Below are 12,944 nucleotides of genomic sequence, written 5' to 3' on the forward strand. Positions count from 1 at the left end.
CCGTAATGATGCACCGACTAGCTTTTGCCTAGTCGGTGTTTTCCGTTTTAAAAGACACTTAATTGGTGGTCTAGAGCCACTAGATTGGGGCAGCTATGTCTGAGCAATTTTTCTATTTTTTTCAGCAGTTAGTCAATGGATTAACCATTGGTAGTACCTATGCGCTGATCGCCATTGGTTACACGATGGTGTATGGCATTATCGGCATGATTAACTTCGCCCACGGTGAAGTGTATATGATCGGTAGTTACGTCGCATTTATTGTGCTCGCTGCTTTATCACTCATGGGATTAGATTCCTTACCGATTTTGTTATTTGGTGCGTTTGCAATAAGCATCATTATTACCAGCGCCTATGGCTGGACCATCGAAAAAGTCGCTTATCGACCGGTACGTGGTGGTAACCGTTTAATCGCCCTGATCTCGGCGATTGGTATGTCTATCTTCTTACAAAACTTAGTGCGCCTCTCGCAAGGTAGCCGAGATATTGCCATGCCAAGCTTAATCTCTGGTGGTTGGTCTTTCGGCCCCGAAGATGGCTTCAATTTAACGATTTCATACATGCAGTTGGTTATTTTTGTGGTGACCTTTGTCACGATGATTGTACTTACCACTTTTATTACTCGTTCACGCATGGGGCGTGCTTGTCGAGCATGTTCAGAAGATATTGGCATGGCTAATTTATTGGGTATTGATACCAATAAAGTCATTTCATTGACCTTCGTTATTGGTGCTGCGCTTGCGGCTGTCGCGGGGGTATTGCTAGGCATATATTACGGGGTGATTAATCCGTATATCGGCTTTATGGCTGGGCTAAAAGCCTTTACCGCAGCAGTATTAGGCGGCATTGGTTCGATACCTGGAGCGGTAGTGGGTGGTTTGCTACTGGGCATAACTGAAGCGATTACCGCTGGTTATTTTAGTACTGAGTACAAAGATGTGGTGTCGTTTGGCCTGCTGTGTTTTGTATTGTTGTTTATGCCAACCGGATTGCTAGGTAAGCCGGAGGTAGAAAAAGTATGAGTAAGCTCAATCTTTCTGGCGCCTTGATTTCAACCATCACGTTTATGTTATTGGCAGGCTGGTTACTGGGTATTCGTATGGAGCCGAGTAGCAGTGGTTTAAATTTAGCTCTCGCAGATGAGCAACACCTAAAATGGTTGTTTATCGGTATGGCTGCAGTATTTATCAGCCAGTTATTACACCCGTTGTTGTTTGGTAAGGCTAAACCTCGGGGCGCAGTCAAAAAGTTCAACTTTAAACTGCCTAGCCCAGAAGAAAGCCCCAAAGCTTATCGCTTAATGGTGTCATTTGCGCTAGCGGGCGCCATTGTATGGCCCTTTATTGTCAGTCGTGGCTCGGTGGATTTAGCCACCCTAACCTTAATTTACGTGATGCTTGGTTTGGGCTTAAACGTGGTGGTAGGTTTAGCGGGTTTGCTTGATTTAGGTTACGTGGGCTTTTATGCGGTTGGTGCATACACCTATGCGTTGTTAAGCGCCGATGGTTTTGGCTTTTGGACATGTTTACCTATTGCGGGTGGCATGGCAGCCTTGTTTGGCTTTTTACTGGGCTTTCCTGTCTTACGCTTACGTGGCGATTATTTAGCGATTGTGACCCTCGGTTTTGGTGAAATTATTCGTCTATTGCTGAATAACTTGACCCACCTTACTGGTGGTCCTAATGGTATTAGCGGGGTGCCGAAACCTACTTTGTTTGGCTTAGAGTTTAACCGAAGACTAAAGGGTGAAGGTTTCGATACCTTCCATAACTTTTTTGGTATTAGCTACAACTCGCAGTATAAAGTTATCTTCTTATACTTGATGGCTTTATTACTGGTCGTGCTCACTATTATTGTGATTAACCGCCTATTGAGAATGCCCATTGGCCGCGCTTGGGAAGCCTTGCGTGAAGATGAAATTGCTTGCCGCTCTTTAGGCTTAAATCCAACCGTGGTTAAGCTTACTGCGTTTACTATTGGTGCTGGTTTTGCTGGTTTTGCTGGGAGTTTCTTTGCTGCCAGACAAGGCTTCATTAGCCCAGAGTCTTTCACCTTTATTGAGTCAGCCATTATTTTAGCGATTGTAGTACTAGGGGGCATGGGCTCACAAATTGGTGTGGTACTCGCGGCAATTATTATGACGGTATTACCTGAAATGGCGCGCGAATTTAATGAATACCGTATGCTGATGTTTGGTTTAATGATGGTATTTATGATGATTTGGCGACCACAGGGTTTATTGCCGATGTCTCGTCCTCACATTGAGTTAAAAGAGGGGGCCAAGGCATGAGTAATATATTAGAAGTTAATGGCCTTACCATGCGTTTTGGTGGCTTACTGGCAGTAAATAATGTTGCACTAACGCTTAAAGAGAAAGAAGTCGTATCGGTCATTGGCCCCAATGGCGCGGGTAAAACGACGGTATTTAACTGCCTAACTGGTTTTTATAAACCAACCGCCGGCCAAATTTTATATCGCGGTGAAGCGTTGCAAGGTCTTGCGGGGCATCAAATTGCTCGTAAAGGCATCGTGCGAACCTTTCAGCACGTTCGTTTGTTCAAAGACATGAGCGTGGTTGAAAACTTGTTGGTTGCTCAGCACCGCCATTTGAATACTAATTTCATCGCGGGTTTGCTGAAAACGCCGAGCTTTAAGAAAAGCGAAGCGGACGCCTTGGCATTTGCTGAGTACTGGTTAGCCAAGGTGGGTCTTACCGAGTTTGCTAACCGTAAAGCCGGCAACTTGGCTTATGGCCAACAGCGCCGTTTAGAAATAGCACGCTGTATGGTGACTCGCCCTGAAATTTTGATGTTAGATGAGCCGGCAGCGGGGCTTAACCCTAAAGAGACCGACGATCTTGATAATTTGATCATGGATTTACGCGCCAATGAGTCCGTATCTGTATTGCTGATTGAGCACGACATGAAACTGGTTATGGGAATTTCTGATCGGATTTACGTGGTAAATCAAGGCTGTCCTTTGGCAAATGGTACGCCAGAAGATATTCGTAATAACCCTGAGGTTATCAAAGCCTATTTAGGTGAATTTTAAGGCTGAGGGACAAGCAACTAATGTTAGAGTTAAAAAATGTTTCAACGCACTATGGCCCTATTCAAGCCCTGCACAATGTAAATGTGCAGGTGAATGAAGGCGAGATAGTTAGCCTTATTGGCGCTAATGGTGCAGGCAAAACCACTTTGCTTATGACCTTGTGTGGTGATCCAAGAGCCAGTAGCGGCCAAGTATTGTTTGATGGCAAAGACATCACGCATAGCCAAACCCATGACATTATGCGTGGCGACATAGCGGTAGTGCCAGAAGGGCGTAGAATATTCTCTCGTTTAACCGTGGAAGAAAATCTACGTATGGGAGCGTTTTTTGCGACTAAGCAAGAAACAGAAGAGCGTATCGAAGAGATGTATAACTTGTTTCCACGATTATTGGAGCGAGTTAGCCAGCGTGCCGGAACCATGTCGGGTGGTGAACAACAAATGCTGGCCATTGGCAGAGCGTTAATGAGTAACCCTAGGTTGCTGTTGTTAGATGAACCTTCACTGGGGTTAGCGCCGATCATCATTCAGCAAATTTTCGATATTGTGGAGCAACTGCGGCAACGTGGAATGACCGTATTCTTAGTTGAGCAAAATGCTAACCAAGCCCTACGTTTAGCCGATCGTGGTTATGTGTTAGAAAATGGCCGCATTGTGTTGGAAGATACCGGAGATAATTTGTTGGTAAATGAAGATGTTCGCAAGGCCTACTTGGGCGCCTAAGCCACAAATGGATTAATACTAAGCAAGCTTCGGCTTGCTTTTTTTTATCGCTTATCCACGTAAACGATGTGACTTTTTCTTTGCTATAAAACCAGTTAAAGTGAAGGAAATATTCAGAAGAGAGTTGCCATGGAACAGTTTCAACAAATCGATGTGAGCGGTGCCCAAGATAAGATTGCGAATGATGGCGCTGTGTTATTAGATATGCGTGATCCTCAGTCGTTTTCGCAAGCCCACCCGGTTGATGCTTTTCACCTGAGCGATGGCAGTTTAAATAAGCTGATTTCTGAAACAGAATTTGATACCCCGCTGATTGTGATGTGTTACCACGGTATCTCTAGCCAAGGCGCTGCTCAATATCTGCTGCATCAAGGATTTGAAGAAGTGTATAGCCTACAAGGCGGCTTTGAAGCATGGCGCACTGTGGCGCCTATTGAAGCGGGTGAAGCTGAGTGAAGCAGCTTATAGTAATGAACAACCCAAGGGTTGCCCAAGCCTACGTTGATTACATGGCGGTGCTAAAAATAGAATGCTTGTTAGCGCCTGCAGAGCAAGGCGTAGCGATATTTCTAAAAGATGAACAACACTTAGAAAAAGCTGAATACGAGCTTAAGCAGTTTTTAAATAACCCCAACGACCAGAAATATTTAGCCGCATCTTGGAAAGTGGCTGATAGCCGTAAAGCGTCTTTTTCTTATGGTGGCTCAGGGGTTGTTAAGAATGCATTTTTAGCCCATGCGGGGCCTGTTACCTTAGCGGTGTTAATCATATCGGCGCTTGTATATGCTTTTATGAGTTTAGGTTTTGAACGCTACCTGATTGAGCATCTCACGATTACTCCCCGTTTGGAGCAATTGGCCTCAGTCGAATTTTGGCGAGTGATTACCCCCATATTTTTACACTTTTCTATTATCCATATTGTGTTTAACGGTTTGTGGTGGTGGCAACTCGGCGGTGAAGTCGAACGTCAGTTAGGTAGCTCTAAGCTGCTACTTATCACCTTGGTGGCGGCCATTATTCCCAATGTGGCGCAACTGTTGGCTAGCGGGCCATACTTTGGTGGCTTATCAGGGGTAGTTTATGCACTGTTAGGCTATTGCTGGTTTACGGGTTGGTTAAGGCCTAAAACGGGCTTGCAACTTAGCCCAGCAATAGTGGGCTTTATGTTGGTTTGGCTAGTGATTGGTTTTATGGATATAGTCGGCCCATCTACCGCTAACTTAGCCCACTTGTTTGGTTTATTCGTGGGCTGTGCTCAAGCAATATTTGACAAGATTACTGATAAAGGTACTTCGTAAATAACAGCTTGCTAACCAATTTTTTACCGGTTTCTTGAACGAGTAAATCATTGACCGCCTCTTGGCAAAGCACTCTTATTTCTTCGCGGCCTTTCAGTGACTTGATATCTTCTTCGCGCTGGTGGCCCAAAATTTCTATGATCGCGTCACGAATCAGTGGCGCGTGATGTTCAATACTGCTTAGGGCACTTTGATTCTCTACCATGACTTCAGCAGTAACGCGAACATAACCGAGCTTCTTACCACTACTTATGTAGTTAGTAATAATGTCTGGCTCAAACCCAAAGTAGGCATAACTTGGGTTACCCGCTTCTTGGCTATTGGCGAGGGCTGAGAAAAATAAGCTACCGCATAACAGCAGTGTGTGGGCAAATTTCATGCGACGTTCTAATCCTTTGCTAGTCTTGGTTTTATTGTTTCTACTATACGATGATAGGTCAAGCACTAAGCGCATATTTAAACTATAGCTTCTCTTTAGCTCAGCATATCTACTACAGGCTTAACTATTGATAATGCGCCTAATATAGACTTAGCAAGAATAGCATAATAGGGCGAAAGGATAGTTTACTTTAATCCTTGAATTACCGGATAATATGACTATAACTCTTTTACAAGTATAGCCGTGAACCTAAACAAGAATCCACCTTGTGGCGCCGAAGGCGTTTGGCATTTACCCCAAAAGGTGGAGTTAAGTAGTCACGTTTTAGCCGATTGGCTGCTCTATCCTGGGTCGCTTACTGCCCGCTTGCGTGAACATTGCCAACATTTTTCGATAAATGTGTTGTTTGAAGGTTACCAAGAAATTGCTGAGCATGAGCGAATGTCATTAGCCTGTGCAGGGCCCTATTGGATAAGAGAAGTACTGCTGCTTTGTGATGGCAAGGCATGGGTGTTTGCACGAAGTATTATCCCCCAAAGCTCCTTGGAGGGCGATGCTGCAGCGGTGAGCCAGCTAAATAATAAACCTTTAGGTGAATTGTTATTTACTGAAAAAGGCCAAAGACAAAGCTTAGAGATAGGCCTAATCGACAAAGCGTCAAGTATTTATCAGTATGCTAATGACAATGTTGCGCTGTGGGGCAGACGTTCTCGGTTTATACTCGATAGTGCGCCACTGCTAGTTGCAGAGGTTTTTCTTCCCGATAGCTTGGCATATAGCAAGGAGTAGTAAGTGCAAGGAGTGGCAAGAATGCGTCCCTATTGGCAGCTAATGCGGGCCGATAAACCTATTGGTACCTTGTTGTTGTTGTGGCCTGCGTTGTGGGCTCTGTGGCTGGCAGCTGATGGCGTACCTGATCTGTCGGTATTAGCAGTATTTGTATTGGGCGTTTTTCTAATGCGCTCTGCAGGCTGCGTAATTAACGACTATGCCGATAGAAAGGTAGATGTTCATGTTGAACGTACTGCTCAGCGCCCCTTAGCGACCGGTGAAGTGACTGAGAGAGCCGCCTTACTGTTGTTTGCCGCTCTTGTCGGCTTGTCTTTTTTATTGGTGCTTACTCAAAATACTTTAACCATTGTATTGTCAGTCGTGGCGTTGGGCCTTGCCGCTTTATACCCATTTATGAAACGGGTTACCCATTTGCCGCAATTGTTTTTGGGCTTAGCGTTTAGCTGGTGTATACCAATGGCTTATGCCGCTCAAACTGGCCAAATCGCAAACGAAGCTTGGTTATTAGTATTCGCCAACGTATGTTGGACCATTGCTTACGATACTAAATATGCAATGGTGGATAGAGAGGATGATTTAAAGATCGGTGTTAAGTCTACCGCTATCTTATTTGGCCGATTTGATAAGTTGATTATTGGCGTTTTGCAGCTGGTCTGTTTGTTGTTTTTTGCTGCGATTGGCTACTATAAACAGTTAGGCTTGAGCTTTGATATAGCATTACTGGGAGCCGCCGCTTTATTCGTTTATCAGCAAAAGTTAATTCGCTATCGGCAACGAGAAGCCTGCTTTAGTGCATTTCTTAATAATAACTACGTAGGTTTAGTATTGTTTGCTGGTATAGCCAGCCACTATTTGTGGCTGGCATATACCTGATAATGTTATTGCTTGGCTTGATCGGGCTAAGCCTCTAAATCCAATAATTCACTGATTGAATCATAAACGCCATCGGCCAGTAATGGAGACAGCTGAGCAAACAAATTATTGGCGTGTTCTGGGGCGGTGTAGCCTTGTTCACGAGCCAGTGCCAACAAATTGGTGGTGATGCGCTTGTCGTAGTATTCAGGGGCATCAATGTTATGTAGCTTGGCAAGGCGTTGAGCCCCCGCTAATGCTTGTTGTTCTAGCTCTGTGCGCTCTAGATGTGGACATTTAGCGAGTAACGCCGCCACAATCGCATAGCGGTGTAAGCTTTCTTGCGCTATTTGAGCAAGCAGCAATAAGCGACCACGCCGATGATTATCAATTTTAAAGCAATCATCACTTTCACTAATTAATTTAAGTGACACAAACTCAGCCAAGTAACGCTCGATAAGTTCACTCATATCACTAGCTTGATAGTGCATAAACAGCTCGCCTTTTAATAAAGGGTAAAGCTGCTCCATCAGTGTTACCAATTGGCTGCGGCCTAAACGGCGATGCTGAAGCAAAGCCGTGGCGATAAACGCAGGAATAATCAGCAAGTGAATAATATTATTGCGATAGAAATTCAGTAATACCTGCTGCTTCTCATCTAAGCCCACTATCTCACCAAGGTAATCACTGCGAATTTCAAACTTATCTAAGCTAATCGCTTGGTCTAATAGGCTTTCAGCGTCTATGTCTGGCAAAGTGACATGGCTGCTGTAGGGCACATTTTTGATCAACGTGGTGCATAGTGTGAGTTGCTTAACCAGCTGTTTGCGCGGCATGGCGCGGTTTTCGGCCGCCAGTAAAATAATGGCGCTCAAGCACAAGCCGTTGACCGCCGCAGCACTGTTAATATTTTCCATCAGTTGGTTGGATATGTCGTTTACTGCAGGCACTAACCAGCTGGGTTTTAGCCCATCTTCAGGGTGGTCTCGCCACTCGGGTGCCAGTTTATTTAGGCTATGATTTAGATTAATCGGTTCGCCAAAGTTGACGTAACCATGGCCAAAATTGCGCAGTTTTCGCAGCATACCAAATAATGACAGTAACGATTCTTTGTCTTTGGTTTTGCCTTTTAGTTCTTTGTAGTAAGTACCAACTTCCATAACGTGCTCGTAACCGAAGTAAACCGGCACAATCGTCACTGGCCGTTCTAAACCGCGCATCATCGCTTGCACTGTCATGGCTAGCATGCCAGTTTTAGGCGGTAATAAACGTCCGGTTCGGCTGCGGCCACCTTCGGTGAAGTATTCAACCGAGTATCCGCGGCTAAATAATAGGCCTAAGTACTCTCTAAAAACCGTGGAGTAGAGTTTATTGCCTTTAAAACTACGGCGAATAAAGAAAGCACCAGCGCGGCGGAAAAATGGGCCTGCCGGCCAAAAGTTTAAGTTAACTCCGGCTGCGATATGCGGTGGTACCATGCCTTGGTGGTAAAGCACATAAGATAATAGCAGGTAGTCCATGTGGCTACGGTGACAAGGTGCGTAAACTATCTCATGCCCTTCTTGAGCTAACTGGCGTACTTTTTCAGCATGGTTAACCTCAATGCCAGAGTAAATTTTGTTCCAAACCCAACTTAATACCGAATCGGCCATGCGTAGATTACGATAAGAAAAATCTGCGGCAACTTCTTCAAGATATTTTAACGCGCTTTGTGTTGCTTCAGCCTTGCTGATTTTCTTAGCGTTAGCTTCATCTTCGATAGCATTACGAATGGTCGATGAAGCGAGCAACTGCTCAAACATATGACGACGATTTGGCAGTTTAGGACCCGTAGCAATCATTTGCATACGGCTAAAATGGATACGTGCAACCCGGGCGAGTTTATGGCCTATCCGCTTATCTGAGCCCTGTCTTTGCGCCATGTCTTTTAAGGATACTGGCCGACTAAAGCGAATGAGGTTTTCCCGCCCTTTAAAGACCACTTGGTATATTTTCTTCAGGGTTCCCGCGGGGCGAGTAGGCTTACCCCCCATCAGATCTTCAACACTCTCTCGGCCAGGGTAACGGTCCCAAAATAGTTTCACCGGAATGAGCTGAGCATTGTGGCTCTCATCACTTCGGTGAATGCTTAAGGCTGCTGTGAACTGCTCAATGGTCGCCTCGAGGGTTTCGCCATTGCCATCAACCAAAAAGGCCACCCGTTGGTGGGCTTGGCCAGCAAACATTACCGGGTCAAAGGGATCGGGCAGGCCTAGTTGCTTACAAGCGAGTTGCAAGGTGAGTACGTCGGCTAACGAATTGCTAGGGATCACGTAAATGATTGGTTGAGATAAATCTAAATCAAACTCGTTAATCGGATTCTCTGGAACAAATTTTCCGCGAGTAAAGAAACCAATAATTGTACGTAAAACCGCCAATATTGGAGAAGGCAAATGTAACATCTGAAAGAGCTTATAGTGGTTAATTAATACAAGGCATAGGGTAGCAGACTTATCAAATTTTGGCTTTGATTTGATGCAAACCCTCAGCAATTCATGTTGAGACAATTCTCTCAGTGTGGTCGATATTAGATACCTTTAGTTGGCTAAAATGCGGGTCAAAATATGCCAAAGGTAGCGCTGAGGCTAATCTCTTGCTTAATCCGCATGCTTATGACGAAAAAATGCTGGCCAAATCGGGGGTTCCTTCTTGGCGATGGTCTAAATTGATATTGGCCTTGATATGGTGAATATGCTCACGCATTAAACTCACCGCTAGGTCTTCATCGCCCTGGCGTATAGCTTGGATAATTCTAGCGTGCTCATCATCTCGGCAATTGCTCATACCCACCGAGCCAAACATAGCAATAATCAATGATGATTGGGTGACTAAGTCTTTTACTAGTCGAAGCATCACTGCGTTGTCAGCTATTTTCGCTAAACTGATATGAAACTGCCCTGATAGAGTAATGGCTTTACGCCGATCGCCTGCGTGATGGGCGTCAGATTCTTGCTGCAAGTGTTGTTCTAAACCATCAATGTCTTTAGCGGTGGCGCGTTGCACTGCTAAGCGGATCAGCGATGGCTCAATGGCTAGCCGAGTTTCAAACACATCATGTGCTTGCTTGGCGGTAGGGCTGGCTACAAATGCGCCTTTATTTGCATGAAGCACCACCAACTCGCGGTTTGCTAACATCAATAAGGCACGACGCACTCGCATTCTTCCCACACCAAAGGCTTCGCATAACTCTGATTCAGCCAGTTTAGTTCCGGGGGCCAGGCGTTGATCGATGATGGTCTGGTAAATGCGCTCTACGATCATTTCTTCTTCAGCGGTATCTGATGTTTTATTGTTGGTCATGAGTTCGTATTAACCATCCTTGAGATTAAAGCTGTGCTGCATTTTAAGTCACTGTGCACTATTTTCATCCAAATTCTACTCCATTTATCTTTGGTTTTGTTGATTGCTGATGTTGCCTTAGTATTTGATTCCCTTCAAATCGCCCGAATATAAGGGCTTCAAGCGTAGATTTCGAAAACTCATAACGAGAAGCTAAGTATGGCATGTGGCTTGCTTGTTAACAATCGATATGATTAATCGTTAACAATACTTTATTCATTGTTAACAATCATTGTGTTTCAAGGAATATAAAGAACCATCACTTTTTTGTTGTTTAAATTTAACCATTAATGTGTGCCTAAAAGGAGTTCATACAATGCAATATCGTAATTATATAAAGTACGGCCTGCTAGCGAGTGCTATCAGTATGACTTGTTCAACCATCGCTTTTGCCGCTAATCCAGTACTTAAAGTTGGCTTTGTCGGAGTAACATCAGGCCCTGCAGCAGCTTGGGGTATTTCTAATCAGCGCTCAATGGAAACGCGCGCAGATTGGATCAATGAAACAGGTGGTTACACCATTGGAGGCACCACTTACGACATCGAGATTGTTGCCTTTGATGACCAGAAAGATCCTAAGCGCTCAATTGCTGGTATGGAGAAAATGGCGCAAGAAGGTATTCATTATGTGGTGGGACCGAACGTAGATGATGGCGCCGCGGCAGTGCGCCCAGTGGCTGAGCAAAAGGGCATTATGTATTTCCCTTACGCTTTCCCTAAGTCGCTATATACCAAACCAGCTTCTAATGCAGTACTAGGCATGGTGGCCAACTACCAGTCTGGCCCCGCGATTTACCAGTACCTGATCGACGAGAAAGGCATCAAAAAAGTCGCCTTTGTTGCAGCCAACGAGTCAGACCCCTTAAGCCAGCGTGATGGCGGTGTTGCAGCAGCTAAAGCACTTGGTTTAGAGGTGGTGTCTAGCAGTGTGACTTATCAGGTGGATACCACCGATTTTACCCCGGTGTTGCTGCCGGTGATTAAGTCTCGACCTGAGCTGTTGGTATTATCGGGTGTGTCGCCAGCAAATGCACCGCAGTTAATTCGTTCAGCGCGTGAGTTGGGCTATACCGGGCTTATTTCAACGGAAACGGCTCAAGATGCTAACGTTTTGAAAGAAGGTGCGGGCAAACTTGCCGACGGTTTTATTTCAGTGGGTGGTGCGTCAACGCCTGAGCTAGCGTCAGATAAAATGCGTGAGTTTGTAGAGCGTTACACCAAGAAATTTGGTGAGTATAACGATGAGTCAAACACTAAGGTTTATGCGCTTGAGTACATCCTTGAAACGCTAAAAGCTAACCCGGCAGCGATGAAAGACGTAGCGGCGTTCCAAGCAACGATGGATACCTTTGAAGCGCCTAACCCTTACATGGTGGGTGATGCCAAGTTGAGCTATGTGGGTATGTCTTCATTTGGTCAAAAACGCCAAGTAGCGGTACCACTCGTGGTCAATGTTTATCGTGATGGCCAATTTGAAACCTTGTTTGTAGCCACTGTTGATTAAATCAAAGGTGGCAGCTATATAGCGGCTGCCACCGATGCTTGGCGACTCATACTGAGAAGCCAAGCATTCTATAGAGAATGCTTTGTGAAGGGTTAGTTATGGAACAGATTGTCGTTAATGGTCTTTATCTTGGAGCGCAATATGCCTTGATTGCGCTAGGCCTAACACTGATTTTTTCGTTGATGAACGTACTCAATTTTGCCCATGGGCAAATGTATGTGTTAGGTGGCTTTGTTACCTACACCATCGTGGTGCAGTTTGAATTGCCTTTCTTAGTGGGCTTAATTTTGTCAGCCGTTACCCTTGCGGTGGTGGGGGGCTTAATAGAGAAATTCTTATTTCGGCCAGTGATTAAGAAATCCAAACGCGATGAGAGCTCCATGCTACTGGCTGCGGGTATCGCCTTCTTTCTCGACGCGGTCATCTTGTTAAGTTTTGGAGAAAAACAGCGCGGTGTTCCCAAAATAATCGACGGGGTGTTTAACTGGGACTTTCGCATCATCATGCCCTACGACCGAATAGTGATTGGCTTAATTGCTATTGCGATGATCGTGGTGTTTATCATATTTATGCAATATTCCAAACCTGGCCGCGCCATGCGGGCCTTGGCACAGGATAAAGTTGCCGCCCAATTAATGGGGGTGAACGTTGATCGCTACCAAATGATTGGCTTCGCTTTAGGTGCCAGCTTGGCCGGTGTGGTGGGTGGCTTATTGGTTACTATCACCGGTATTAACCTTGGCATGGGCGGGCCCGCTTCAATAAAAGCGTTCATGATGATTATGATTGGCGGGGCTGGGGTTATTTCTGGGGCGATCGCCGGCGGTTTTATCTTAGGCATGTTAGAAAGTGTTGGTTTGTCGGTGTTATCGGAATATGGCGATATCACTTATTTGGTGATTTTTGCATCGTTGATGATCTTTTTAGCCATTCGCCCACAAGGGCTAATGGGCAAACCATGGGGCTAA

At 45.2% G+C, this 12,944-nt stretch carries 13 protein-coding genes; 10 read left to right on the top strand and 3 right to left on the bottom strand.

The annotated features are described in order from the left end of the window. Positions 1-95: 95 nt before the first annotated feature. The 6 genes from livH (at position 96) to glpG (ending at position 5,071) form a co-directional block, all read left to right on the top strand. On the top strand, positions 96-1,022 hold the full coding sequence (livH, locus tag ACVFI8_RS12410; RefSeq protein ID WP_248713167.1) for a high-affinity branched-chain amino acid ABC transporter permease LivH: 927 nt from the start codon (positions 96-98) through the stop codon (positions 1,020-1,022). Beyond that, a complete protein-coding gene (locus ACVFI8_RS12415) occupies positions 1,019-2,290 on the top strand; it encodes a high-affinity branched-chain amino acid ABC transporter permease LivM (protein ID WP_457871501.1) in 1,272 nt (423 codons plus the stop codon). Before livH ends, ACVFI8_RS12415 begins: the two co-directional genes overlap by 4 nt. After that, the gene (gene livG, locus ACVFI8_RS12420; RefSeq protein WP_248713165.1) at positions 2,287-3,051 is read left to right on the top strand and encodes a high-affinity branched-chain amino acid ABC transporter ATP-binding protein LivG; all 765 of its coding nucleotides are present in this window, start codon (positions 2,287-2,289) and stop codon (positions 3,049-3,051) included. The genes ACVFI8_RS12415 and livG overlap by 4 nt, the downstream gene beginning before the upstream one ends. A gap of 20 nt (positions 3,052-3,071) precedes the next feature. Continuing rightward, positions 3,072-3,773 (top strand): ATP-binding cassette domain-containing protein, encoded by a 702-nt coding sequence (locus ACVFI8_RS12425; RefSeq protein ID WP_248713164.1) that lies wholly within the window; start codon positions 3,072-3,074, stop codon positions 3,771-3,773. A gap of 129 nt (positions 3,774-3,902) precedes the next feature. Continuing rightward, entirely contained in the window at positions 3,903-4,229 is a 327-nt protein-coding gene (glpE, locus tag ACVFI8_RS12430) for a thiosulfate sulfurtransferase GlpE (protein ID WP_248713163.1), read from the top strand. Continuing rightward, entirely contained in the window at positions 4,226-5,071 is an 846-nt protein-coding gene (glpG, locus tag ACVFI8_RS12435) for a rhomboid family intramembrane serine protease GlpG (protein WP_248713162.1), read from the top strand. The genes glpE and glpG overlap by 4 nt, the downstream gene beginning before the upstream one ends. Here glpG and ACVFI8_RS12440 read toward each other — a convergent pair. Next, complete coding sequence (locus ACVFI8_RS12440) at positions 5,049-5,450, bottom strand: flagellar basal body-associated protein FliL (RefSeq protein WP_248713161.1); 402 nt, start codon at positions 5,448-5,450, stop codon at positions 5,049-5,051. The genes glpG and ACVFI8_RS12440 overlap by 23 nt on opposite strands. Before the next feature lie 243 nt (positions 5,451-5,693). Here ACVFI8_RS12440 and ACVFI8_RS12445 point away from each other — a divergent pair, with 243 nt between their 5' ends. Continuing rightward, positions 5,694-6,239, top strand: a complete 546-nt coding sequence (locus tag ACVFI8_RS12445) for a chorismate--pyruvate lyase family protein (protein ID WP_248713160.1) — start codon at positions 5,694-5,696, stop codon at positions 6,237-6,239. A 21-nt stretch (positions 6,240-6,260) separates the two neighbouring features. Then, positions 6,261-7,115: a 4-hydroxybenzoate octaprenyltransferase gene (gene ubiA / locus ACVFI8_RS12450; protein WP_248713159.1), complete on the top strand. Its 855-nt coding sequence runs from the start codon at positions 6,261-6,263 to the stop codon at positions 7,113-7,115. A gap of 26 nt (positions 7,116-7,141) precedes the next feature. Here ubiA and plsB read toward each other — a convergent pair whose 3' ends face one another. Together plsB and ACVFI8_RS12460 are read right to left on the bottom strand one after the other, a co-directional pair. Further along, positions 7,142-9,535, bottom strand: coding sequence for a glycerol-3-phosphate 1-O-acyltransferase PlsB (gene plsB / locus ACVFI8_RS12455; RefSeq protein ID WP_248713158.1), 2,394 nt, complete (start codon positions 9,533-9,535; stop codon positions 7,142-7,144). A gap of 208 nt (positions 9,536-9,743) precedes the next feature. After that, positions 9,744-10,433 (bottom strand): GntR family transcriptional regulator, encoded by a 690-nt coding sequence (locus ACVFI8_RS12460; protein ID WP_248713157.1) that lies wholly within the window; start codon positions 10,431-10,433, stop codon positions 9,744-9,746. A gap of 355 nt (positions 10,434-10,788) precedes the next feature. Between ACVFI8_RS12460 and ACVFI8_RS12465 the strand changes: the two genes are divergently transcribed. Further along, positions 10,789-11,976: an ABC transporter substrate-binding protein gene (locus tag ACVFI8_RS12465; protein WP_248713156.1), complete on the top strand. Its 1,188-nt coding sequence runs from the start codon at positions 10,789-10,791 to the stop codon at positions 11,974-11,976. 98 nt (positions 11,977-12,074) lie between these two features. Next, positions 12,075-12,944, top strand: coding sequence for a branched-chain amino acid ABC transporter permease (locus tag ACVFI8_RS12470; protein ID WP_248713155.1), 870 nt, complete (start codon positions 12,075-12,077; stop codon positions 12,942-12,944).

It is taken from the genome of Agarivorans sp. MS3-6 (genome assembly GCF_054112545.1).

What these genes read in the sequence shown, in the direction of transcription:
- livH (WP_248713167.1), top strand. Translation starts at nt 96, where the DNA reads ATGTCTGAGCAATTTTTCTATTTTTTTCAGCAGTTAGTCAATGGATTA.
- ACVFI8_RS12415 (WP_457871501.1), top strand. Translation starts at nt 1,019, where the DNA reads ATGAGTAAGCTCAATCTTTCTGGCGCCTTGATTTCAACCATCACGTTT.
- livG (WP_248713165.1), top strand. Translation starts at nt 2,287, where the DNA reads ATGAGTAATATATTAGAAGTTAATGGCCTTACCATGCGTTTTGGTGGC.
- ACVFI8_RS12425 (WP_248713164.1), top strand. Translation starts at nt 3,072, where the DNA reads ATGTTAGAGTTAAAAAATGTTTCAACGCACTATGGCCCTATTCAAGCC.
- glpE (WP_248713163.1), top strand. Translation starts at nt 3,903, where the DNA reads ATGGAACAGTTTCAACAAATCGATGTGAGCGGTGCCCAAGATAAGATT.
- ACVFI8_RS12440 (WP_248713161.1), bottom strand. Translation starts at nt 5,450, where the DNA reads ATGAAATTTGCCCACACACTGCTGTTATGCGGTAGCTTATTTTTCTCA.
- ubiA (WP_248713159.1), top strand. Translation starts at nt 6,261, where the DNA reads ATGCGTCCCTATTGGCAGCTAATGCGGGCCGATAAACCTATTGGTACC.
- plsB (WP_248713158.1), bottom strand. Translation starts at nt 9,535, where the DNA reads ATGTTACATTTGCCTTCTCCAATATTGGCGGTTTTACGTACAATTATT.
- ACVFI8_RS12460 (WP_248713157.1), bottom strand. Translation starts at nt 10,433, where the DNA reads ATGACCAACAATAAAACATCAGATACCGCTGAAGAAGAAATGATCGTA.
- ACVFI8_RS12465 (WP_248713156.1), top strand. Translation starts at nt 10,789, where the DNA reads ATGCAATATCGTAATTATATAAAGTACGGCCTGCTAGCGAGTGCTATC.
- ACVFI8_RS12470 (WP_248713155.1), top strand. Translation starts at nt 12,075, where the DNA reads ATGGAACAGATTGTCGTTAATGGTCTTTATCTTGGAGCGCAATATGCC.